This window comes from Amycolatopsis circi, assembly GCF_003385235.1.
Lineage (GTDB): Bacteria > Actinomycetota > Actinomycetes > Mycobacteriales > Pseudonocardiaceae > Amycolatopsis > Amycolatopsis circi.
Map to the genome: position 1 here is coordinate 14,733 of NZ_PQIA01000070.1, position 23,483 is coordinate 38,215.

Genomic DNA, 23,483 nt, shown 5'->3' on the forward strand with positions numbered 1-23,483 from the left:
ACGAGGCTCTAGACCCGCGCGAGTTCCGGGCTGGCGGCACGGAATCGCGGCACGACCGCGGTCAACGCCAGCCCGGCCACCGCCGCGACGGCGGCCACCGCGAACGTGGCGCGGAAACCCGCGAGCGACGGCACGGTGAACGAGCCGACGGTGATGGTCAGGTGGGCCAGCATCGTGGCCATCACGGCGCTGGACGTCGAGGTGCCGACGGAACGCATGAGCGAGTTGAGCCCGTTCGCCGACGCCGTTTCGGTGACCGGCACCGCGCTCATGATCAGCGCGGGCATTGCGGCGTAAGCGATTCCGACGCCCGCCCCGATGATCACCGACGCGATGATCAGCTCGACCGCGTTGGCCATCAGGAAAATCGCGAAGAGGTAGCCGACCGCGATCACGGTCGCGCCGGTCATGAGCGTGACGCGAGCGCCGTAGCGGTTGGTCAGCCGCGCGGACACCGGGGACAGCGCCATCATCACCAGGCCGTTCGGTGCGAGGCACAGACCGGCTTCCACCATGCTGAGGCCGAGGCCGTAGCCAGTCGCCGACGGCGCCTGCAGCAATTGCGGGAACGACAACGACATCGCGTACATCGCGAAACCGACGAGGACCGACGCGAGGTTCGTGAACAGCACCGGCCGCCGCGCCGAAACGCGCAGATCGACCAGCGGGGCACGACGGCGCAGCTGGTACCAGCCCCAGGCAGCGAGAACGACCACGGCCGTCGCCGCGAACCCGAGCGTCGCCGGGCTGCCCCAACCCCATTCGCCGCCCTTCACGATCGGCAGCAACAGACTGGTGAGGCCGACGATGAGCCCCAGCGCGCCAAGGAAATCGAACGGCGCGGGCGTGCGGAGCGGCGATTCCGGGACGAACCGCAGGATCAGCAACGCACAGCCGAGCCCGAGCCCGGCCGCGCCCCAGAACAGGACGTGCCAGTCCGCGTGCTCGGCCACTATCGCCGCGACCGGCAAGCCGATCGCGCCGCCGACGCCGAGCGTCGCGCTCATCAGCGAAATCGCGCCGCCGACGCGTTCCGGCGGCAGTTCGTCGCGCATGATGCTGATGCCGAGCGGGATGACGCCCATCGCGCAGCCCTGCAGCCCGCGGCCGACGATCATCAGCGCGAGCGAACTGGTGAGCGCCGAGACCACGGATCCGGCGATCAGCACGGCGAGACTCACGAGCAGCACGCGGCGCTTGCCGTAAAGATCGCCGAGCCGCCCGGCGACCGGGGTGCACACCGCCGCCGCGAGCAACGTGACGGTGACGACCCACGACGCGTCCGTCGGCGTGGTGTCGAGCAGCCTCGGGAACGCCGGGATCAACGGGATGACCAGCGTCTGCATGAACGAAGCGACCAGCCCGCACGAGGCGAGCACCACGATGATCGGCCGCGCGCCTGCCCGTGCCACCACGTCCCCCGTTCCGTATGCCGTACCGGATTCGCACGCTACCGGGCGGGATGGCAGGAACGGTCGATTCGTGATCGATCCGACTTAGCGGACTGGTCCGTTTGGCCCAGCGCTTGCTCGGCTCGGCGGGTTCAGAGCCATTGTTTGACGCCGCCGTGGCCGGAGCAGGTGCCGGAACGGTGCTGGCTGTAGCTGTAACTGCCGTCCTTGCACTGCGCGGTCGCGCCGGAGGGGTTCGAGTCCGGGCGGTGGACGCAGTTTCCGGAGGAGTTGCGGTAGTAGTCGGCACCGCAGTCGGCGGGCGCGGGATTCGGTGCTGGCTGCTCCTTGGGCGCGGTGACTCGCGGTGCGGCCTGGGTCTTCGGCGCCGTTTTCGGCTTGGCCACCGTGGTCGGCGGCGCCACCGGCGGGGTGGTCACCGGGACCGCGATCGACGGTGTCGTTGGCGTCGCCGACGTTTCCGGCGCGCTGTAGGTCGTCGGCGGCGGCGAATACTCGCTTGTGACCGCCGACGGTGCGTTCCCGACCGGTGCCGCTCCGCATCCGGCGACCAAAACGCCCGCGGCCAACGCCATCCCCAGTTTCCGCAGCATGCGGTTCCTCCTCGCAATCCAGACAAACGAGGAGGTCGCGAATCCGCGGGAAACTGTTACAGCGGCTCAGCCGTCCGCCGGGCACCAGGAATCCGGCGTTCGGCCGACCGCCTTGCCGCAGAAGCCCTGCAGTTCCGGATCGACCTCGCCGCCCTGGACGTGCAGGACCGCGAGCGGCTTGTCCTGGGGGACGTGCCTGCCGATGTCTCCGCCGTAGTCGATGGTTCCGCTGACGCCCTCGATGTACTTGTTGGTCTGGTCGGCGTCCGGCCGCGAGGTGTGGATCGCGGCGATCTCGCGCCATACCGCGCCGGGCGTCACCGGGATTTTCGACGACGTCTCCCGCAGGTACGCGGTCGCGGTGATCATCACCAGAGCGGCGTCGTAGGACAGCGCGGCGTGGCCGTCGAACGACCGGCCTTTTTCGGTGTGCTCGAAGGAGAACTTGGCGTTGAGCGTGGCGTAGAAGTCGCGGGCGAGACCTTTCGCGGGCGTGGCCGGTGCGTTCGCGAGCGCGAAATAGTAGTACGGCAGCGCGCGATGGTCTTCTCGCGCAACGGAATCAGCGACGAAACGCGCGACATCGTCGTCGCCGATGAGCGTCGCGGTGCTGCCGCACTGCGCGGCCCCGGCCAGGAACGCCCCGAAATCGGGGACGCCTCGGCCGGCGAAGAACGCGTACCCGTCGTAGGAGCAGCTGTCCCGCCCGGCAGCGCCCGCGTTGCCCACGAGCCGGTCGCCGTACCGAAGATGCGCGGACTTCGCCGTTTGCCCTTCGTCCGGGACGAACGCGCGTGCTTCGACCGCGAAACCCTTCTCCTTGAACGCTTTCACCAGATTGTCGCGAAGGTTGGGGCTGTAGAAATCGGTGTCGTCGTCGGAGTAGTAGACGCGGAGCGATCGAGGGCCGGGGCGCTGGGCGGCGAAGGACGCGGCCACCTCCGCTTCCCTTCGGTTTTGCGGTGCGACCTGGAAGTAGATCGGATTCTGGTCCGCGAGCTGGTCCGCGGTCAGGGTCGCGGCGACCACCGGGATGCCCGCGTCGCCGAGCGCGCGGATCGTGTCGGCCGTCGGCTCGCTGCTCATGTCGAGCCCGACCACGCCGACGATGCTGGGGTCCTGTTTCGCCATCTCCAGCAGGGTGCGCGCGACCTGCGCGCCTTGGAGCATTCCCTTGCCTCCGTTGGCGATCAGCATGCGCACGATCGGCTCGGCCGCGGCGGTCGCGTCGAGCTGCCGCGACTGCGCGACCGCGAAACCTTCCAGCGATTCCCGTTCCGCGGTGAGCCCTTCCGCGGTGCCGTTCGACGACGTCAGCGCCTCCAGGTCGACCAGCGTGATGTACGGCCGCTCCGGATGCTGCTGGTGCAGTTCTCCGGCCCGCCGGTTCTGGTCCGCGATCACGGCTTCGACCTGCTGGATCGTCCCCTCCTTGTCGGCCGGGGCGAAGAGCGTGAACGTGCCGTCGGACACGCCGACGCACTGGTCGTCCACCCGGGTCAGCCATTCGCTCGAGGTGCCGCAGTGACTGTCCAGAAAGGACTGGTAGCGCACGACGGCGAACGCGGCGACCAGCGCGAGCACCACCGCGGGCACCCCGGCCCGGACCCAGCGCGTCGTCCACCACGCCGCCCGTCCGCGTCCGCCGGACAGGTCGTAATGCTCGCCGAGGGCCAGCATCACCTTGCGCGCCTCGGTTTTCTCGTCATCGGTCTGCGGCGCGTCAAGCCCGATCGGCAGGTACCACGCGGTGGGGCGGCGGGCGCGGCGGTCGGCGCTGAGCCGGTTCTGCCACACCTGATACGCGTGGGCGGAACCGGCGGCGTGATACTTCGGCCGGTCTTCGCTCGGCGCGGCGTCCGGCGGCGGCGCCTGGCTCGCGCTCACCACGAGCAGCGGATCGAAGAGGCCGACCTGGTTGCGGACCTCGTTGATCAGCTCCAGCAGCCGATAGCCGCCATTGGCCGGGCCGACCTCGTCGAGCAGCAGCACCGGATACGTCATCCGGCGCCTCCGCCAGAACTGCCACGGCCGCAGCCGGTACTCGCGCCGCAGGTCTTCCAGGAACGCGTTGACCAGCAGCCGCGCGACGAATTCCGGCGACTCCTTCTGCCATTCGCCCTGCGTGAGGCGCAGTGCGAAACGGACGAAGCTGCCCGACATCTCCGGCGCGAGATGCGGCTGGCGCAGGAACCACCGGTACCGCCCGGACAGCCCCGGGACGCGCCCGGTGACGGCGATCCGGAAGGTCACGAACGTCAGCAACCGGAGCAGCAGCAAGGGAAACCGCCAGGTCGGATGCTGCGGCACCAGTTCGCGGCTGACGTTTTCGATGGCCGAGCGGAACCGGGTCAGCAGACCGTTCTCCTGCAGTTCGCGCAGCAAGGTGCGTTCAGGCTCGACGTCGTCGTCCGGGAACTGCTTCGTCATGAGCTGGTCGACCAGCGTGAACAGCCGGAACCGCAACCGGCTTTCCCGCGTGTGGGAACTGCGGCCGAGAATGTTGCGGGCGAGCCACAGAATGTCGCGCACCGCGTTGACGCTTTTCTCGGTCGCCTCGCCCGGTTTGTCGATCTCCGGCTGACCGGCGAGCGAGAGGCAGGCGGAACGCACAGTGCCCGCCGGTTTCGCGTTCTGCAACCGGGAGCCCAGCTCCTCGAGCACTCCCTCGCGCGCGTCGCCCACGAGGCACACCATGGGCAGCCCCCGCCGACCGGCGCGCTCCCGGTGATAACCGGGGCGCCATTCTCCGTCGTCCTGCAATTCCCGCGGCCGGTCGCCGATGCGGGGCCGCTGATAAAGCGCCCCGATGAGCTTGACAAGCCGATCTGCCCCAGCGAACGCGAGCTGCTCCCCCGCGACGGCCACCGTCTGGTCCATGCCGAAGTAAACCATGCGGCCGACGGGAGGGGTCCCGGAATTGTGCCGTCATGGCAAGGGTTTCCCGGTTCGCCGCGGGCGGCTCGCGGCCGTTCGGGTGGCGGCGGGTTCAGCCGTTCGCAGGACGCGTGGTTGCGCTCGGCTACGGGTTCCCGGGCGAGCGTTGATCAATTTTCTCATCCACTACGAAAAACGTAGATCAGCACTTCGGTAATAGAGAATTAATTGCTCGCCAGTCGCGCGATCGTTCCCAGCAACCTCCGCATGCCGACGGCGTGGCCGCCGCTCCCGATGACGAGCAAGCGGTAGCCAACCCCGAATATTCCAGGAAACCGGGCCCGGCTCTCGGCGCGGACCAAGGTCTGTCCCTCCGCGGCGGCTTCGAGCCGGAAAGCAAGGCGGTACTCGGAAAACCGATGCCGTCCGGCGAGCGCGAGCAGTTCGTGCGGTTCGGCCGCGACGACCCGGAAGCCGGGAACAGTCGAACCTTCGGCGAGCGGCCGGGGGCCAGTCGCTTTCCAGTCGGCGGCACCGACCGCCCAGGCGTAGCCGGTCGCCAATCGGCCCGACAAACGCTCGACGACCTCATTGACCGCACGCCAGGTTGTCTCGGCGTCGGCAGGCACGACGATCCGATGTTCGTCCAAGAACGGCAGCTGTTCCGTCATCGTCACCTCCGCGAAAAACGGGGCCGCCCCGGGGAAATCCCCGGAACGGCCCCGTCGTGACACCGTCAGGCCTTATTCGTAGATCTCGCCCTTGGCTGCCTTCTCCACCAGCGACTGCGGCGGCTCGAAGTGGCTGCCGTACCGCGCCGCCAGTTCACGAGCCCGGTCCACGAAGCCCTGCAGGCCGCCCTCGTACTGGTTGATGTACTGGATCACGCCGCCGGTCCAGGCCGGGAAGCCGATGCCGAAGATGGACCCGATGTTGGCGTCCGCGACCGTGGTCAGGACGCCCTCGTCGAAGCACTTCACCGTTTCCAGCGCCTCGGCGAAGAGCATGCGCTCCTTGAGGTCCTCGAACGGCACGTCCGCCGAACCCGAGCCGAACGCCTCGCGCAGGCCCGGCCACAGACCGGTGCGCTTGCCGTTCTCGTCGTACTCGTAGAAGCCCGCCCCGGTGGAGCGGCCCTTGCGGTCGTACTTGTCGAGCATCGTGTCGATGACGGCCTCGGACGCGTGCGGCGTCCAGGTGCCGCCCTCGGCCTCGATCGCGGCACGGGTTTCCGCGCGGATCTTGCGCGGCAGCGTCAGGGTCAGCTCGTCCATCAGCTGCAGCGGCGGCGCCGGGTACCCGGCCTGCGAACCCGCCTGCTCGATCGACGCCGGCTCGACGCCCTCGCCCAGCGCGGCGACGGCCTCGTTGATGAAGGTGCCGATGACCCGCGAGGTGAAGAAGCCGCGGCTGTCGTTGACGACGATCGGGGTCTTGCGGATCTGCAGGGTGTAGTCGAAGACCTTCGCCAGCGTGGCGGGCGACGTCTTCTCGCCGCAGATGATCTCGACCAGCGGCATCTTGTCCACCGGCGAGAAGAAGTGGATCCCGATGAAGTCCTCGGTCCGCTGCACGCCCTCGGCGAGCGCGGTGATCGGCAGGGTCGAGGTGTTGGAGCCCAGCACCGCGTCCGCGTTGACGATGCTCTCGATCTCGCCGAACACCTTGTGCTTCAGCTCGACGCTCTCGAACACGGCCTCGATCACGAAGTCGACGCCCGCGAAGTCGGCCGGGTCGGCGGTCGGCTTGATCCGCGCCAGCAGCGCGTCCGACTTCTCCTGCGTGGTCTTGCCGCGCGAGAGAGCCTTCTCCTCGAGCTTGACCGCGTAACCCTTGCCCTTGTCGGCCGCCTCCTGCGAGACGTCCTTGAGGACCACGTCGATGCCCGCCTTCGCGGACACGTAGGCGATCGCGGCGCCCATCATCCCGGCGCCGAGCACGCCGACCTTCTTGGCGGTGTACTTCTCGAACCCGTCCGGACGCGAACCGCCGGAGTTGATCGACTGCAGGTCGAAGAAGAACGCCTTGGTCATGTTCTTCGAAACCTGCCCGATGGCCAGGCTCACGAAGTAGCGCGTCTCGACCTGGATCGCGGTGTCGAAGTCGACCTGCGAACCCTCGATCGCGGCGGCGAGGATCGCGCGCGGCGCGGGCATCGGCGCGCCCTTGAGCTGCTTGCGCAGGTTCGCCGGGAACGCGGGCAGGTTCGCCGCGAAGCTCGGGTTCGACGGGGTGCCGCCCGGGATCTTGTAGCCCTTGACGTCCCACGGCTGCACGCCGCCCTCGGGGTTGGCCTTGATCCAGGCCTTCGCGGCGGGCACCAGCTCGTCGACGGTGTCCACGACCTCGTGCACCAGGCCCAGCTCCAGCGCCTTGCGCGGCTTGAGCCGCTGGCCCTGCAGCAGCACGTTCAGCAGCGCGCTCTGGATGCCGAGCAGCCGCACGGTGCGGACCACGCCGCCGCCGCCGGGCAGCAGGCCGAGGGTGACCTCGGGCAGGCCGATCTGGCTGCCCTTGACGTCGGCCGCGATGCGATGGTGCGTCGCCAGCGCGATTTCGAGGCCGCCGCCGAGCGCCGCGCCGTTGATGGCCGCGACGACCGGCTTGCCGAGCTGCTCGAGCCGGCGCATCTGGCCCTTCATCGCGGTGCTGGACGCGGTGATCTCGGCCGCGTGCTCCGGCTGCGCCTGGATCAGGTCGCGCAGGTCGCCGCCGGCGAAGAAGGTCTTCTTCGCCGAGGTGAGCACGACGCCGGCGATGTCGTCCTTCTCCGCTTCGAGCCGGTCCACGGTCGCGGCGAGCGACTCGCGGAAGGCCTGGTTCATCGTGTTGGCCGACTGGTCCGGGTCGTCCAGCGTCAGCGTGACGATGCCCTCGGAATCCTTGTCCCAGCGGATGGTCTTGCTCTCGGTCATCTCGGTCCTCACACCCGCTCGATGATGGTCGCGACACCCATGCCGCCGCCGATGCACAGGGTCACCAGCGCCCGGCGCGCCTCGCGGCGTTCCAGCTCGTCGACCACCGTGCCGACCAGCATCGCGCCGGTGGCGCCGAGCGGGTGGCCCATGGCGATCGCGCCGCCGTTGACGTTGATCTTCTCGTCCGGAAGGTCGAAGTCCTTCTGCCACTTGAGCACGACGGACGCGAACGCCTCGTTGAGCTCCCACAGGTCGATGTCGTCCGGGGTCAGGCCCGCGGTCTTCAGGACCTTCTCGGTGGCCGGCGTCGGACCGGTCAGCATGATCGTCGGCTCGGAGCCGATCGAGGCGGTGGCGACGATGCGCGCCCGCGGCGTGAGGCCGAAGGTCTTGCCCGCCTGCTCGGACCCGACCAGGACGATCGCCGAACCGTCGACGATGCCGGACGAGTTGCCGCCGGTGTGCACGTGGTCGATCTTCTCGACCTGGTGGTACTTCTGGAGCGCGACGGCGTCGAAGCCGCCCATCTCGCCGATCGTGGTGAAGGCGGGCTTGAGCTTCGCCAGACCCTCCACAGTGGACCCCGGGCGGCGGTGCTCGTCGTGGTCGAGGATCGTGACGCCGTTCATGTCCTTCACCGGCACCACGGACTTCGCGAAGTAGCCGCCGGACCAGGCCGCCTCGGCCTTCTCCTGAGAGCGGACCGCGAACGCGTCGACGTCCTCGCGGGAGAAGCCCTCCATCGTCGCGATCAGGTCCGCGCCGATGCCCTGCGGGGCGATGTACTGGTCGTACGCGGTGGCCGGGTCCATGAACAGCGCGCCGCCGTCCGAACCCATCGGCACCCGCGACATCGACTCGACGCCGCCCGCGATGATCAGCTGGTCCCAGCCGGAGCGGACCTTCTGCGCCGCGACGTTCGTGGCCTCGAGCCCGGACGCGCAGAACCGGTTGAGCTGCACGCCCGCGACCGTCTGCGGCAGGCCCGCGACGAGCGCGGCGGTGCGCGCGATGTCCGCGCCCTGCTCGCCCACCGGGGACACGACGCCGAGCACGATGTCGTCGATCGCCTGCGGATCGAGGTTCGGGTGGCGGACCTTCAGCTCCTGGATGAGGCCGACCACCAGGTCGACCGGCTTGGTGCCGTGCAGGGCACCGCCCTTGTTCTTGCCCCGGGGCGTGCGCAACGCCTCGTAGATGTAGGCCTCGCTACTCACTGAACAACTCCTCCGCGAAGCGGCATGGATGGACACTGCGGTGTATCTCGCGGCCGACTATACCGGCCAGTAAGTGCTAATGGCCATTAACATAAGCCCGATGAACCCCATGGTGTCAATGGGTTGCCGTAGTTTCGATACGCGCTATGGTCAGTTCACCATGAGTACGTCTCCCTCCCGCGGCACGCGGCCTCGCGACCGCAAGGCCCAGCTCGCCGCCGTCGCGGCCGAGCTGTTCCGCGCGCGGGGGTTCCACGGCGTCGGGATCAACGACATCGCCGCTTCGGCGGGCGTGACCGGTCCCGCGCTGTACCGGCATTTCGCCGACAAGCAGGCGATCCTCGCCTACGTCGTGCTCGCCGGGATCGACGACATGGAGTCGGCCACCGCGGCCGCGCTCGCCGATTCCGCGCCGCCGCTGGAACAGTTGGACGCCCTGCTCACCGGCCTCGCGACGCAGGCGGTCGAGCGCCGGGAGATCGCCGCGCTGTGGCGCTGGGAAGGTCCGCATCTGCCGCGCGAGCAGCGCCGGGAGATCCGCCGTCGGTCCGGCGCGGTGCTCGACGCGTGGACAAAAGCCCTGCTCACGCTGCGTCCGGAGTTGTCCGCAGACGAGGCTGAGCTGCTGTGCTGGGCCGCGCTCTCGGTGTTCGGGAGCGTCGCAGTGCACCACACCTCGGTGGCGCGCAAACGCTTCGTGCCGCTGCTGGTCGAACTGGCCCAGACTGTGCTCGACGTCTCACTGCCGGTCCCGGCCGAGCCCGCGCCGCCGGTCGCGAGCAGCCTCGGCACGCCGTCCCGCCGCGAACAGGTGCTGACCGCCGCGACCGGGCTCTTCGCCGAACGCGGCTTCCACACGGTGAGCATGGAAGACATCGGCGCGGCGGCGGGCATCGCCGGGCCGAGCGTGTACCGGCACTTCCCGAGCAAGGCCGCGCTGATGGTCGCGATTGGACACCGCGCCGCCGACCGGCTCGCACTTGCTGCCGAGCAGGCTCTGCAGGCCTCCGACGAACGATCCGCGCTCGGCCGGCTTGCCGCGTCGTACGTGCACATCCTGCTGCGCACGCCGGAGCTTCTGGTGTCGTTCACGGCGGATCGCGTGACCATGCCGGAACGCGACAAAGCCGATCTGCGCCGCGTCCAGCGCGACTACGTCGACCAGTGGGTTTCCTTGCTGTGCGCGGTGTTTCCGGAGCTTCCGGCGCGCGAGGCGAAGATCCGGGTGCACGCCGCGCTGACCATCGCGAACGACCTGAGCCGGACCGGTCGGATCAAGAGCAGGCCGCACCTGCAGACGGAGCTGACGGCGGTGCTGCACGCCGTTCTCGGACTCGACTGAGCTGCGGGACGTCCGTGAAGGACTCCTTGAGGGAATCTGATTCCCTCAAGGAGTCCTTCACGGACCTCTGCGAAACCGTCCCGGCCATTCCCCGGACGTGTAAGCATCTGCCGTGCCCACGAGACGGTTCCATCTGGTCCGCGCGGACGAAGGCCACCGCGTCACGACCATCGAGCTTTTCTTCGACCTGGTCTTCGTCTACGCCATCACGCAGACGACCGAGCTGATGTCCGGGCACCTGAGCCTGCTCGGCGTCGGCGAGGGACTGCTGGTGCTGATGGTGCTGTGGTGGTGCTGGTGCAGCTACGCGTGGCTCGGCACGACCATCCACGTCGACCACGGCATCGCGCGGCTGGCGATGTTCGGCGCGATGGCGGTGATGTTCCTCGTCGCGCTCGCGGTGCCGCAGGCACTCACCAACGTGCCGGGCGGGCTCGACGGGCCGCTGCTGTTCGTCGCCTGTTACGGCGTCGTGCGACTGCTGCACATCGTCGCCTACCTCGGGGCCGCGCAGCACGACGCCGAACTGCGCGGCGTGCTGCTGCGGATGTTGCGCGGATTGCTCCCGAGCCTGGCGCTGCTCGCCGTCGCCGACCTAGTGGGCGGGCCGTGGCAACTGGCGATGTGGGTCGTCGCGCTGGCGGTGGACTACCTCAACGTCTATCTGTCCGGACCCGCGGGCTGGCGGCTGCACTCGCCCGCGCACTTCGCCGAACGGTTCGGGCTGATCGTGATCATCGCGCTGGGCGAATCGGTCGTGGCGATCGGCATCGGGATCGGGCACGTGCCGGTCACGTGGCTCGTCGCCGGGTCGGCGATCTGCGGGATCGCGCTCGCCGCCGGGATGTGGTGGACGTACTTCGACCTGGTCGCGAACGTCGCCGAGCACCGGCTCGCCCGCGCCGAGGGCATCGCGCGGACCAAGATCGCCACCGACTCCTACACCTATCTCCACCTGCCGCTGATCGCCGGCGTCGTCCTCGTCGCGCTCGGGTTGAAGAAGACGTTCCTCACGCTGTCCGGCGGTCTGCACCACAGTCCGGCGGACGCGCTGCACGGCGTCGCGTTGTGGGCGCTGACCGGCGGGCTCGCGCTGTACCTGGTCGCGCTCAGCTCGCTGCGGCGGCGCAACCTCGGCACCTGGAACCGGCAGCGGCTCGTGCTCGCGGCGGCGCTGGTCGCGCTCACCCCGCTGCTCGGGCACCTGCCCGCGGCCTTGCTGCTGCTGATCGTCACAGCGTCAGTCCTGCTGCTCATCGTGTTCGAACGCACGCCGCTGGCCCGGCGGCCGATCGCCGAGTGAGCCGGGCCGCACTGGCGGATTCCGCGTCGCCACGTTAACCTACTCGTGAGTAGGTAACGCGAGGGAGATGCTGCATGGCTGCGCCAAGGAAACGAGACGCGATGGGCCTCGGCCTGGCCGCGCTCACCCGGTTGGCCGGGAGCAAGGCGATCGACCGGGTCGGGCTGCGCGGGCCGGTGCAGAACCTGGTCAAGACGGGGACCCGGAGCGGTTTCCGCGCGGCGGGGGCGGCGACCAGGTCGTTCACCTCGGTCCAGCGGCTGGGCAAGCCGGCGCGGCTGCCGAAGCCGGACGAGCGCGGGCTGTTCGACCTGACGCCGGACGAGGACCAGAAGCTCATCGTCGAGACGGTCAGCGAGTTCGCCGCCGAGCAGCTGCGCCCGGCCGCCGCGGACGCCGACGAGAAGCTCGCCGCGCCGGAGGGCCTGCTGAGCCGCGCGGCCGAACTGGGCATCAGCCTGGTCGGCATCCCGGAGGAGCTGGGCGGCGCGGGCACTGAGCGTTCGGTCGTCACGAACGCGCTGGTCGCGGAGGCGCTCGCGCACGGCGACCTCGGGCTGGCGGTGGCCGTGCTGGCCCCGTCCGCGGTGAGCACCGCGCTGGTCGCGTGGGGCGACGAGCAGCAGCAGGCCGATTACGTGCCCGCGTTCACCGGCGAGCAGGTGCCCGCCGCGGCGCTCGCGCTGCTGGAGCGGACGCCGTTGTTCGACCCGTTCAAGCCCGCCACCAAGGCGAAGCGCACCCCGAAGGGCTACCAGCTCGACGGCGTGAAGTCGCTCGTCCCGCGTGCGGCGGAGGCCGAGCTGTTCCTCGTCTCGGCTGATCTGGAAGGCCGCGGACCGGCGCTGTTCCTGGTCGAATCGTCCAACGCGGGCGTGACGATCGAGTCCGAACCCGCGATGGGCCTGCGCGGCGCGGCCACCGGAAAGCTGCACCTGGAGAAGGTTTCGCTGCCCGCGGGCGCACTGCTCGGCGGCGGCAAGGCGGACGTTTTCACTGAGGTAGTCCGGCTTTCCCGGCTCGGCTGGGCGGCTCTCGCCGCTGGCGTCGGCAAGGCAGTGCTGGACTACGTCGTGCCTTACGTGAACGAGCGCACCGCGTTCGGCGAGCCGATCAGCCACCGGCAGGCGGTCGCGTTCTCGGTGGCCGACATCGCGATCGAACTGGAAGGCCTGCGCCTGGTCACGCTGCGCGCGGCCTCGCGAGCCGAGCAGGGCAAGGAATACGCGCGGGAAGCCGCGCTCGCCCGGAAGCTCGCGACGGACAAGGGCATGCAGATCGGCAACGCCGGCGTGCAGTTGCTGGGCGGGCACGGGTTCGTGAAGGAGCACCCGGTGGAGCGCTGGTACCGCGACCTGCGGGCGATCGGCGTGATGGAAGGCGCCGTTCTCCTCTGATCCAGCCCTCGTGAGTGGCAATCCCGGTTCTAACCGGCATCGCCACTCACGACCCCCCTCGGAAAGGCACCCCTCATGATCAACCTGGAAGCCCCGAAGAAGGCCGGCGCGCTGATCAACCAGGCGTACCAGGCCGCGGCCGAGGTGTTCCGGCCGATCTCGCGCAAGTACGACCGCGCCGAGCACACCTATCCGTCCGAATTGGACATGTTCGCCGCGCTGCTGGACGGCCTGAACTCCTCCGGCGAAGGCGGTGCCGGCGCGGCTGGCGTGCGCCGGTCCGAAAAGGACAACGGCCCCAAGGGAAACCGCAACGGCGCCAACCTGAACGTGGTGCTCGGCACGATCGAAATGTGCTGGGGCGACGTCGGCCTGCTGCTGTCCATGCCGCGACAGGGCCTCGGCAACGCCGCGATCGGCTCCGTGGCGACCGACGAGCAGCTTGAGCGCTTCAAGGGCCTGTGGGCCGCGATGGCGATCACCGAACCCGACTGCGGTTCGGACTCGGCCGCCATCACCACCACGGCCACCCAGGACGGCGACGACTACATCCTGAACGGCGAAAAGATCTTCGTGACGTCCGGCCAGCGCGCCGACGCCGTGGTGGTCTGGGCGACACTGGACCGCACGAAGGGCCGCGCCGCGATCAAGTCGTTCGTGGTGGAGAAGGGCACGCCCGGCTTCGAGGTCGTGCGCGTGGAGCACAAACTGGGCATCCGCGCGTCCGACACCGCCGTGCTGCGCTTCGAGAACTGCCGTGTTCCTCGCGAGAACCTCTTGGGCACGCCGGAAATCGATACGGCCAAGGGTTTCGCCGGGGTCATGCAGACCTTCGACAACACCCGCCCGCTGGTAGCCGCGATGGCGATCGGCGTCGCGCGGGCGGCACTGGACGAAACCCGCCGCGTCCTCACCGAAGCCGGTGTCGTGATCGACTACGACCGCCCGGCTTTGACGCAGCACGCCGCGGCCGCGACTTTCCTTCATCTGGAAGCAGATTACGAGGCGGCTTACCTGCTGACGCTGGAGTCGGCGTGGATGGCGGACAACCGTGAGCCGAACTCGCTGCAGGCTTCCATGGCGAAGGCGAAGGCTGGCCGCACGGTGGTCGATGTGACGTTGAAGTGCGTCGAGCTTGCTGGGGCGTATGGGTATACGGAGGAATCGCTGCTGGAGAAGTGGTCCCGGGATGCCAAAATCTTGGACATCTTCGAGGGGACGCAGCAGATCCAGCAGCTGATCGTGGCTCGGCGGGTGCTGGGGAAGACCAGCGCGCAGCTCAAGTAGTCCGACCGCTCGGCCCGTCTCGCGGAGGCGGGCCGAGCTATTCCACCTGCTTCTTCCCCGTGGACTGACCGAAGAAATATCCCAGTACCAGCAGGAACGCACTGGACAGCACCTGGTTGATCTCCACCCCGGCGAACGTCGCGGCCCCCACGAAGAGGCAGATGACCAGCAGAATCGCCGCTCCGACATAGGTTGCGACAGATTCCTTGGCCAGGAAGTTCTGCCACACCTTGGCTTTTCGCTCGTACTTGTCGATTTCTGCGGCCTCGACTTCGGCGATCTTCCTTCAGCTCCCCGTCGATCTCTCCGGTCTTGCTCTCGAACTCGCCGAGCAGCTGGTGGAATTTCTCCTTGGTTCCGGCGTCGTCGACCCCGGACACCGCGTTTCTCAGCTTGCCGATCTTCCGCTGTCTCGTCCGGCCGTGCCGGTGGTCAGGTGATTACGAAAAGTGCGGCATCAGCAGTAATGCACCAGTGAATGCGCAGCCGCGAGACCTTGTTCAGCCGCTTTGGGCAGCCGAATCCAGCGCCTCCAGAACCGCGTCCCCATTCGCACGCGCCCACTCCGTCAAGGTGTGAATCGGCTCGATCAACGTCGCTCCCAACGGCGTCAGCTCGTACTCGACGCGCGGCGGCGCCTCCGCATAAGCCTGACGACGAACCAGCCCGTGCGCTTCAAGCCGACGCAGCGTCTGGGTGAGCACCTTCCGGGAGATCCCGCCGATCAGGTCAACCAGGTCCCCGTGCCGGACCGGCCCCTTGCTGAGGCCCGCGAGCACGACCACCGTCCACTTGTCGGCGATCAGCTCGACTGCCAGGCGCGCGGGGCAGTCGGCGAGGAAGACGCCGCCGGGACCGTATTCGCTCATGGCATCAAAGGTACCTGCTGGTACCTATCGGAATCCTAGCCTGGTTTTCGTACCCCTCCAGAAACCAGGAGAGTCATGCGAGTCATCACCCAGCAGAAGCTCGGCGGTCCCGAAGTGCTCACGATCGTGGACGCACCCGAGCCCCGGATGTTGCCGACCGAGGTCCTTGTTCGCGTCAAGGCGATCGGGCTGAATCCGTTGGAGGCGCGGCTGCGCGCTGGCGAATTCCCGTTGCTCGGCCAGCCGCCGTTCGTCCTCGGGTGGGATGTCAGCGGCGTGGTCGAGGAAGCGTTGACCTGGCGGTTCCGGCCCGGCGACGAGGTGTTCGGGATGCCGCTGTTTCCCCGCGCGGCCAACGCGTACGCCGAGGTCGTGGCGGCACCGTCGTTGCATGTGGTGCGCAAGCCGAAGGAGCTTTCGCACGTCGAGGCGGCGGCGTTGCCGATCGTCGGACTGACGGCGTGGCAGGGGCTGGTCGACCTCGGCGGAGTGAAAGCGGGCGACCGCGTGCTGGTTCACGGCGGTGGCGGCGGGGTCGGGCACGTCGCGATCCAGATCGCGAAAGCCCTTGGTGCGCACGTGATTACGACCGCCGGCGAGAGCAAGCGGGAGTTCGTCGAAGGGCTCGGCGCTGATGAAGTCGTCGACTACCAGAAGGTCGATTTCGCTGAGGTGGCCAGCGATATCGACGTTGTGCTCGACACTCTCGGCGGCGACACTGTCGAGCGGTCGCTTGGGGTGCTCCGGCCAGGCGGGCACCTGGTAACGGCGGTCGCGGAGGAGGACACCGAACTCATCGCGAAGTTCGAGGCGGCCGGGATGCGGTTCAGCGGCATCGCGGTCGAGCCGGATCCAGTCGCGTTGCGGCAGCTCGTCGCGCTTGTCGAGAAGGGCAAGCTTCGGGTCCACGTGCAGGAGACATTCCCGTTCGAGCGCATCGCCGACGCGCATCGGCTGCTTGACGGTGGTCACCTCCAGGGCAAGGTCGTCCTCACGGTCAAGTGACGCCGCGCGGCTTTAAACCTCCAGCACAATCCGGCCTCGCGCCTCGCCTGATTCCTGCAATCGGTGCGCTTCGGCGGCTGAGGACAGGGGCAGGCGAGTGCCGATCCGGGGACGAAGGATTCCGGTGGACAAAGCCCGGTTTATGACCCGGGCAGCGGAACCCAATGCGGAGACACCGGCGTTGCTGATGGCGAACCCGCGGATGCTGGCGTCGCGCGTGTACAGCTGGCCGATCGGCAGCGTCGGCGTCGACTCCATTCCGGCCATCGCGATGATGCGCCCGCCGCGGGACAAGAGCGGTACCGCCGAGATCAGGTCATGGCTGCCTGCGTTGTCCCACAACAGATCCACCGCGGGGAGTTTGCGGTACAGATCAGGATCGGTGTAGTCGAAAACCTCGTCGGCACCGCATTCCCGGCACCATTCCGCATCCTCGGCGCGGGCGGTCGCGATGACGCGCAGGCCGGCGGTCGAAGCAAGTTGGACGACCGCGCTGCCGACACCGCCGCCCGCGCCGAGCACTGCGATTGTCTCGCCGTATCCGGCGTCGGCGTGTTCGAAGAGGCCCAGATACGCGGTCGCGGCGGTGTGCAGGACGGCGACGGCGTCGTCGGAAACCCCGTCTGGCAAGAGATAAAGCCGGTCCTCGGGCACCGCGCAGTACTCGGCGAAGGAGCCCTGCCGACCGTCGTGGCCGAGGCTGTTGCACCACACACGGTCGCCGGGAGCGAAGCGATCTACTGGCGAGGAGACAACAGTGCCGACCAGATCCCGGCCGATAACGAACGGGAAGGAAACCTCAGCGGGATACGCGCCGGAACGGATGAAAGTGTCGACGTGGTTCACCGCCACCGCGGAGACTTTCACCAGCACCTCGCGCGGGCCCGGCGCGGGATCCGGCAGCTGGCCGACCTTGATCTCGGAACTGTCGCCGAGGGACGTCACATACGCAGCGATCACCGGCTTACGGTACCGCCGGTTTTTCACCGACTTCGCGCGGATATCGGATTGATCTCCGCCGCGGCGAAAACCCGCTAAAACGCGCGGAAATGCCCTAATCTGCCCGGCATGACCGCTCCGGTGGCGCCGGCCGACCTCAAACAGGCCCGCATCTTCATGTGGATCCAGGTCGCGCTCAGCGCGATCGGGCCGCTGCTGCTGGCCGGGATGGCCGGTATTTCCCTGCTCGACCTGATCAGCCTCACGCAGGTGTACATCGTGATCACCTACGCGACCGCCATCGCGCTCGCGGTGTGCGCGGTCGTCTTGCCGAAGCGCCAGCAATGGGCCTTCGTGACCGCCGCGGTCATCGAAGGGCTGCTGGTGCTCAACAGCCTGGTCACGCTGCTCAGCAAGGGCCTGCCCGGTCTGCTGCCGCTGATCTTCGCCGGGCTCGCCCTGCGCGCGCTGCTCACCCGCGACGTGCGGACCTGGTTCTTCCCGCAGCAGCCTTCGGTCAGCTGACCCGGTCGTCCAAGAACTCGTCGAGGTAACGCCAGGTCGTGCCCCGGGCGCGGCGTCCGGTCAGCACGCCGAGGTGCCCGCCGGGCGCGGTGCGGAACCGGGCCTCCGGCGCGTTTTCCAGCAGCTGCACCACGCGTTCCACCGACGCGCGCGGCGCGATGGTGTCGTTTTCGCCCGCCACCACGAGCATCGGCACCTTCACGTCGGACAGGCTGATCTTGCGCCCGTTCAGGTCGACGGTGCCCTCGGCGAGGTCGTTGGTACGGAACAAGCGGTGGTACAGCTGGCCGAACGTCCGCCCGGGGTAGGCGTACATGTTGCCCATGAAGTGGTCCACCGCCTCAATCTGCGCGAGGTAGTCGCGGTCGTCGAGGTTTTTCAGGATCGCCAGCGGTTTCGTGATTTCCTTGGAGATCCCGGTGGCCCGGAACACCCGGGTGACCAAATAGGACGGTGCGCCGCCGAACACCCGGTACACCGGGGTCAGCAGATGCCCGCCGGTCAGGTCCACGAGCGGGCGGAACGGCGCGACGATCGGGATCGCGGTGAAATCGACCGGCGAGCCGACCGCGGTGATCGATTCGATCGGCAGGCCCGGCTGGTCCGCGCTGACCAGCATGGAGAAAATCCCGCCGAGCGACCAGGACACCAGGTGCACGCCCTGTCCGCCGGCGTCCTCGCTGACCTTCCGGATCGCCCTCGGCAGCACCTCGTCGATCCAGTGCTCGATGCCGAGCCGGCGGTCGGAGAAGGCGACCATGCCGTAGTCCACCAGGTAGGTCGGCCGTCCGCCCTCCACCAGGTGCTCGATGAGGCTGCAGCCGCGGCGCAGGTCGAAGCACAGCGCGGGCGCGGCCAGCGGCGGCACCAGCAGCACCGGCGGGCCGGAGACCTCGGACGCGCCGTGCGTCATCCGGTACACCGACCGGTTGGGCCCCTGGTCGATCAGCACCCTCGGCATCGGCCGCAGATCGGCGACCCCACCCTGGAAAACCTTGCCCACGACGTTGGCCGCCGCGGCAGCCAACCGGGCCGGTGGGGAAACCATTCAGCGCCTCCTGGAACTCGTCGTCTGCCGGGCATCTTGCCGTGCGCGCGGGCGCGGCATCAACACGCCACTCCCGCAAGCACCCGGCAAGCGCACCTCCGCCTCAGACGCTCCCACCAGGCGGGACAGCCGACGGCGCGCTCCGGGCGGCCCGGCCCTCGTACTCGGCGCGCTCGGGCGAATGCGCGGCGGACGCGAGCAGTTGATCGCCGCCGAGCGCGCGTACCAGCCATTCGCCGACCGCGCGCGGGAACAGCCGCGTGATCCGGCCGGTCAGATCGAGCGATTTCGGCACGAACACGTCAAACTTCGGCCGTTCCAGCGCGTCGACGATCGCCGCCGCGACGTCGTCGGGCCCGACCGACTTGATGAATCGCGCTTCTCCCAGCCCCGACGCGAGTTCCGTGCGCACCACGGCGGGCATCACGCACGACACCTCGACGCCGGTGCCACGCAACTCCAGGTGCACCGCCTCGGACAGCCCGACCACAGCGTGTTTCGTAGCGCAGTACGTGGCCGCTCCGGCGAATCCGGACTTTCCGGCCATCGACGCCACATTCACGATGTGCCCACGCCCGCGCGGTTTCATCCGTTTGACGGCCTCTCGGGTGCCGTGCACGACCGCGTGCACGTTGATCTCCAGCAACCGCCGCGTAGCCGCGTCGTCCTCCTCGTCCAGCGGCGAGAGCGGCATGATTCCGGCGTTGTTGATCAGCACGTCGATCGGCCCGATGGTGCTCTCGACGTCGTCCAGGAACGCGGTGAAGGCGGCCGTGTCGGTGACGTCCAGCGGCGACGCGACCACGTCCGGCCCCAGCTCGCCAGCGGTTTTCTCGGCCCGGACCCGGTCGAGGTCGCCGAGCACGAGCCGGGCGCCGCGCCGGTGCAGCGCGGCGGCGGTGGCCGCTCCGATGCCCTGCGCGCCGCCCGTGACGACGACGACCTTTCCGGAGAGCGACTGCCTGGCCATGGCGGACTCCTCGGTCTATTGACACTTAGCCAATATCGTCCTCCGGATCAGACCGCGCCGCTATCCCCCAACCCGTTGCTCAAGGACCTGGCCGAGCCAGCCGTCGACGGTGAACTGCTCGGTCGGCTTGAAGCCCTGGCTCTCGTAGTAGCGCGGCAGATCGCCGTCGCCGCCCGCCCAGCAGTCGACGCGCACGAGGTCGACCCCGCGTCGTTTCGCCTCGTCCATCGAGTGCTGCAACAGCCGCGAGCCGACCCGATGCCCGGTGAACCGGCGGGAAGTGATCAGCAGCCGCACGTACAGCTCGGGCTCGTCGGCCTTCGGCGCGTACGGCATGGCTTGGCCGAGGATCAGCGCGCCGGCGGGCTTTCCGTCGATCTCCGCCATCCGGAACTCGGGATCGGCCGCGTACTCGCGCACCCGCTCGACCCGCTTCGGGATCTTGCTCCACGGCTCGGTGCCCCATTGGCCCGCGCTGCCCCGCGCGACCAGCCATTCGACGGCGTCGTCGAAAAACCCCAGCAACACGTCTGCGTCTCCGGCAACCCCAGGCCGGATGGTGAACTCCATAGCTCCACAATAAGGACAGGTGAAGCAGCGCCGCCGGAACTCCGCCCGGACGCCCCGGCGGCGCTGGGTCTCAAGCGCCGACCCCGAGGTGGCGCGCGATCAGCATCTTCTGCACCTCGCTGGTGCCCTCGCCGATCTCCAGGATCTTCGCGTCGCGGTAGAACCGGCTGACCGGGAATTCGTTCATGAAGCCGTATCCGCCGAAGATCTGCGTGGCATCGCGGGCGTTGTCCATCGCCGCGTTCGACGCCACCAGTTTCGCGATCGACGCTTCCTTCTTGAACGGCTCGCCGCGCAGCATCTTCGACGCCGCCTGGTAATACGCCAGCCGGGCGGTGTGCGCGCGGACTTCCATGTCCGCGATCTTGAACTGGATCGCCTGGTACTCGCCGATCCGGTGGCCGAACGCGACGCGGTCCTTCGCGTACTTCAGGCATTCGTCCACGCAGCCCTGCGCGAGACCGACGCTCAGCGCTGCGATCGCCACCCGGCCCTCGTCCAAAATGGACAGGAACTGCGCGTAGCCGCGGCCCCGCTTGCCGACCAGGTTCTCCGCCGGAACCCGAACGTCCGAAAAGGACAGTTCGTGGGTGTCCGAGCAGTTCCAGCCGACCTTCGAGTACTTCGGGGCCACCGTGAAGCCCGGCGTGCCGGACGGGACGATGATCGCCGAGATCTCCTTGCGGCCGTTCTCCATCACGTCGGTGACCGCGGTGACGGTGACCAGCTTCGTGATGTCGGTGCCGGAGTTGGTGATGAACGCCTTGCTGCCGTTGATGATCCACTCGTCGCCGTCGAGCCGGGCGCGCGTGCGGGTGGCCCCGGCGTCGGAGCCGCCGCCAGGTTCGGTGAGCCCGAATCCGCCGAGCGCCTCGGCGGTGGTCAGCTTGGGCAGCCAGGTTTCCTTCTGCTCCTGGGTGCCGAAGCGGTAGATCGGCATCGCGCCGAGCGAAACCCCCGCCTCCAGCGTGATCGCGACCGAGGAGTCGACCCGCGCCAGCTCCTCCAACGCGAGGCACAGCGCGAAGTAGTCCCCGCCCATGCCGCCGAATTCCTCCGGGAACGGCAGGCCGAACAGGCCCATCTCGCCCATCTTGGCGACCAGCTCGTACGGGAATTCTTCCTTCTCGTACAGCGGGCCGATCACCGGCGCGACCTCCGCCTGCGCGAAGTCCTCGACCGTCTTGCGGAGCGCTTCGTATTCCTCGTCCAGCCGGAAGTCGATCACTGCTTCTCCTCTGCTGCGCTCACGACGGCCAGCGTCTCGTCGAGCGCGACCTGCTGGCCGACCCGCACGGAAAGCTCAGTCACCACACCGTCGATCGGCGCGGTCACCGTGTGCTCCATCTTCATCGCCTCGACGACCAGCAGCGGCGTTCCCGCACTCACCACGTCACCTTCGGCGGCCTTCACCACCAGCACCGTTCCCGGCATCGGGCTCTTCACCGGACCGGCACCCGCCGCCTCGCCGCGCGAGGACAACGTGAATTCCTGGTCGGCGAACGCGAACGACCGGCCTTCGCGGGCCAGCCACACTGTCCGTTGTGGACCGTCTGCGCAGCGGTACCGCTCCACGCCGTTGGCCCGGCGCACCTCGAGCAGATCGCCTTCGCGGCGGGCGGAAACGCGCACCGGCTCGGCGTCGTCCACCCGCACCGAAGCGTCCGCCGGCGTGCCCTCGATCCGCACGACAGCCTGGTTTTCCCCGGTACGCAAGCGGAAAGTGATCCCGCCGGGGCCACTGAGCCGCCATCCGCTCGGAATGTCCCACGGGTCGACGACCGCGCCGGTCGGCTGCAGCGAGAGCAGCCGATCCATGGCCGCGGCGACGAAAAACCCGGCCGGGACTTCCGAGGAGATCAATTCGGACAGCCGCCGGTCCACCAGTTCGGTGTCTAGCTTTCCAGCGCGGACGTCCTCGTCGGCGAGCAGACCGCGCAGGAACGCGATGTTCGTGCCGAGGCCCAGCAACGCGGTGTCGGCCAGCGCGCGGTCCAGTTTCTGCAGCGCCGACGCCCGGTCCGGGCCGTGCGCGATGATCTTCGCCAGCATCGGGTCGTAGTTCGAACCGACCACCGCGCCGACCGACATCCACGAGTCCACTCGCACGCCGTCGCCGGAGGGCTCGTGCACGGCCAGCACCGTGCCGCCGGTCGGGATGAATCCGCGCGCCGGATCCTCGGCGTAGACCCGGGCTTCGACCGCGTGCCCGTCGAGGCGCACGTCGTCCTGAGTCAGGCCGAGGGGCTCCCCTGCCGCCACCCGCACCTGCCAGGACACCAGGTCGAGGCCGGTCACCATTTCCGTGACCGGGTGCTCGACCTGCAGCCGGGTGTTCATCTCCATGAAGAAGAACTCGTCCGGGTTGTGCGCGGACATGATGAACTCGACCGTGCCCGCGCCGACGTATCCGACCGACCGCGCGGCTTCCGCGGCCGCCGCGCCCATTTTCGCCCGCGTGGCCTCGTCCAGCAGCACCGACGGCGCTTCCTCGATGATCTTCTGGTGCCGCCGCTGCAGGCTGCACTCGCGTTCGCCGAGGTGCAGCACAGTGCCGTGCTCGTCGGCCAGCACCTGGATCTCGATGTGCCGCGGCGTGGTGAGGAACCGCTCCATGAGCAGCGTGTCGTCGCCGAAGGAACTCTTCGCTTCCCGGCGGGCAGACTCGATCGCCGCGGCCAATTCGGACTCTTCGTGCACCAGGCGCATGCCCTTGCCGCCACCGCCCGCGGACGGCTTCAGCAGCAGCGGATAACCGACTTTCGCCGCCGCTTCGGCGAACCCGCCCTCTGGAATGTCCACATCGGACGCTCCGGGCACCACCGGGACACCGGCCGCGGACACCGTGGCCTTCGCCCGGATCTTGTCGCCCATCTTGTCGATAGCTTCCGGCGGCGGGCCGATGAACACCAGCCCTGCCTCCGCACAAGCCCGCGCGAACGCGGTGTTCTCGGCGAGGAAGCCGTATCCGGGATGCACCGCCTGCGCGCCGGTTTCCTTTGCCGCCGCGACAATCGCCGGAATCGACAGGTAGCTCTTCGCCGCTTCGGCCGGGCCGAGGCGCACCGCGGTGTCGGCCTCGCGCACGTGCCGGGCGTCGGCGTCCGCGTCGCTGTACACCGCGACCGAACGGATCCCGAGCGCACGCAGCGACCGGATTACGCGAACCGCGATCTCCCCGCGGTTGGCAACCAGAACAGTCTCGAACACG

20 protein-coding genes are annotated in these 23,483 nt (G+C 68.7%); 6 read left to right on the top strand and 14 right to left on the bottom strand.

The genetic code is table 11. The features are described 5' to 3' along the window. Positions 1 to 8: 8 nt before the first annotated feature. The 6 genes from D0D37_RS26580 to D0D37_RS26605 form a co-directional block, all read right to left on the bottom strand. Complete coding sequence (locus D0D37_RS26580; RefSeq protein ID WP_341867996.1) at positions 9 to 1,469, bottom strand: MFS transporter; 1,461 nt, start codon at positions 1,467 to 1,469, stop codon at positions 9 to 11. A 74-nt stretch (positions 1,470 to 1,543) separates the two neighbouring features. Further along, positions 1,544 to 2,005, bottom strand: a complete 462-nt coding sequence (locus tag D0D37_RS26585; RefSeq protein WP_116203330.1) for a DUF3761 domain-containing protein — start codon at positions 2,003 to 2,005, stop codon at positions 1,544 to 1,546. Between the two features lie 66 nt (positions 2,006 to 2,071). Then, positions 2,072 to 4,900 (bottom strand): type 1 periplasmic-binding domain-containing protein, encoded by a 2,829-nt coding sequence (locus D0D37_RS26590; protein WP_244223684.1) that lies wholly within the window; start codon positions 4,898 to 4,900, stop codon positions 2,072 to 2,074. A 206-nt stretch (positions 4,901 to 5,106) separates the two neighbouring features. Beyond that, positions 5,107 to 5,553 (bottom strand): hypothetical protein, encoded by a 447-nt coding sequence (locus tag D0D37_RS26595; RefSeq protein ID WP_116203331.1) that lies wholly within the window; start codon positions 5,551 to 5,553, stop codon positions 5,107 to 5,109. A 72-nt stretch (positions 5,554 to 5,625) separates the two neighbouring features. After that, a complete protein-coding gene (locus D0D37_RS26600; RefSeq protein WP_116203332.1) occupies positions 5,626 to 7,797 on the bottom strand; it encodes a 3-hydroxyacyl-CoA dehydrogenase NAD-binding domain-containing protein in 2,172 nt (723 codons plus the stop codon). A gap of 8 nt (positions 7,798 to 7,805) precedes the next feature. Continuing rightward, positions 7,806 to 9,017 (bottom strand): acetyl-CoA C-acetyltransferase, encoded by a 1,212-nt coding sequence (locus D0D37_RS26605; protein WP_116203333.1) that lies wholly within the window; start codon positions 9,015 to 9,017, stop codon positions 7,806 to 7,808. A gap of 160 nt (positions 9,018 to 9,177) precedes the next feature. Here D0D37_RS26605 and D0D37_RS26610 point away from each other — a divergent pair, with 160 nt between their 5' ends. The 4 genes from D0D37_RS26610 to D0D37_RS26625 all read left to right on the top strand — a co-directional run bounded on the left by D0D37_RS26610 (position 9,178) and on the right by D0D37_RS26625 (position 14,346). Then, complete coding sequence (locus tag D0D37_RS26610) at positions 9,178 to 10,359, top strand: TetR/AcrR family transcriptional regulator (RefSeq protein ID WP_116203334.1); 1,182 nt, start codon at positions 9,178 to 9,180, stop codon at positions 10,357 to 10,359. A 112-nt stretch (positions 10,360 to 10,471) separates the two neighbouring features. Then, positions 10,472 to 11,662, top strand: a complete 1,191-nt coding sequence (locus tag D0D37_RS26615) for a low temperature requirement protein A (protein ID WP_116203335.1) — start codon at positions 10,472 to 10,474, stop codon at positions 11,660 to 11,662. A gap of 101 nt (positions 11,663 to 11,763) precedes the next feature. Continuing rightward, positions 11,764 to 13,059, top strand: coding sequence for an acyl-CoA dehydrogenase family protein (locus D0D37_RS26620; protein ID WP_116203336.1), 1,296 nt, complete (start codon positions 11,764 to 11,766; stop codon positions 13,057 to 13,059). 75 nt (positions 13,060 to 13,134) lie between these two features. Further along, positions 13,135 to 14,346, top strand: a complete 1,212-nt coding sequence (locus D0D37_RS26625; protein WP_116203337.1) for an acyl-CoA dehydrogenase family protein — start codon at positions 13,135 to 13,137, stop codon at positions 14,344 to 14,346. Between the two features lie 37 nt (positions 14,347 to 14,383). On the opposite strand, the gene D0D37_RS26630 is transcribed toward D0D37_RS26625, so the two are convergent. Then, the gene (locus D0D37_RS26630) at positions 14,384 to 14,575 is read right to left on the bottom strand and encodes a hypothetical protein (protein WP_116203338.1); all 192 of its coding nucleotides are present in this window, start codon (positions 14,573 to 14,575) and stop codon (positions 14,384 to 14,386) included. A gap of 271 nt (positions 14,576 to 14,846) precedes the next feature. Then, on the bottom strand, positions 14,847 to 15,215 hold the full coding sequence (locus D0D37_RS26640) for a winged helix-turn-helix transcriptional regulator (protein ID WP_116203340.1): 369 nt from the start codon (positions 15,213 to 15,215) through the stop codon (positions 14,847 to 14,849). A gap of 75 nt (positions 15,216 to 15,290) precedes the next feature. On the opposite strand from D0D37_RS26640, the gene D0D37_RS26645 reads away from it, so the two are divergent. After that, positions 15,291 to 16,220 (top strand): NADP-dependent oxidoreductase, encoded by a 930-nt coding sequence (locus D0D37_RS26645; protein ID WP_116203341.1) that lies wholly within the window; start codon positions 15,291 to 15,293, stop codon positions 16,218 to 16,220. 12 nt (positions 16,221 to 16,232) lie between these two features. On the opposite strand, the gene D0D37_RS26650 is transcribed toward D0D37_RS26645, so the two are convergent. Continuing rightward, positions 16,233 to 17,180, bottom strand: a complete 948-nt coding sequence (locus tag D0D37_RS26650) for an NADPH:quinone reductase (RefSeq protein WP_116203356.1) — start codon at positions 17,178 to 17,180, stop codon at positions 16,233 to 16,235. Between the two features lie 108 nt (positions 17,181 to 17,288). On the opposite strand from D0D37_RS26650, the gene D0D37_RS26655 reads away from it, so the two are divergent. After that, positions 17,289 to 17,684: a hypothetical protein gene (locus D0D37_RS26655; RefSeq protein WP_116203342.1), complete on the top strand. Its 396-nt coding sequence runs from the start codon at positions 17,289 to 17,291 to the stop codon at positions 17,682 to 17,684. On the opposite strand, the gene D0D37_RS26660 is transcribed toward D0D37_RS26655, so the two are convergent. From D0D37_RS26660 to D0D37_RS26680, 5 genes are all read right to left on the bottom strand, one after another. Continuing rightward, positions 17,677 to 18,732, bottom strand: a complete 1,056-nt coding sequence (locus tag D0D37_RS26660; protein ID WP_116203343.1) for an alpha/beta hydrolase — start codon at positions 18,730 to 18,732, stop codon at positions 17,677 to 17,679. The two genes, D0D37_RS26655 and D0D37_RS26660, sit on opposite strands and share 8 nt — an antisense overlap. A gap of 103 nt (positions 18,733 to 18,835) precedes the next feature. Further along, positions 18,836 to 19,702, bottom strand: coding sequence for an SDR family oxidoreductase (locus tag D0D37_RS26665; protein ID WP_116203344.1), 867 nt, complete (start codon positions 19,700 to 19,702; stop codon positions 18,836 to 18,838). Positions 19,703 to 19,762: 60 nt separating this feature from the next. After that, positions 19,763 to 20,272 (bottom strand): GNAT family N-acetyltransferase, encoded by a 510-nt coding sequence (locus D0D37_RS26670; RefSeq protein WP_116203345.1) that lies wholly within the window; start codon positions 20,270 to 20,272, stop codon positions 19,763 to 19,765. 70 nt (positions 20,273 to 20,342) lie between these two features. After that, positions 20,343 to 21,500: an acyl-CoA dehydrogenase family protein gene (locus tag D0D37_RS26675; RefSeq protein WP_116203346.1), complete on the bottom strand. Its 1,158-nt coding sequence runs from the start codon at positions 21,498 to 21,500 to the stop codon at positions 20,343 to 20,345. Continuing rightward, positions 21,497 to 23,482, bottom strand: coding sequence for an acetyl/propionyl/methylcrotonyl-CoA carboxylase subunit alpha (locus tag D0D37_RS26680; protein ID WP_116203357.1), 1,986 nt, complete (start codon positions 23,480 to 23,482; stop codon positions 21,497 to 21,499). Before D0D37_RS26680 ends, D0D37_RS26675 begins: the two co-directional genes overlap by 4 nt. Between the last annotated feature and the right edge of the window lies 1 nt (position 23,483).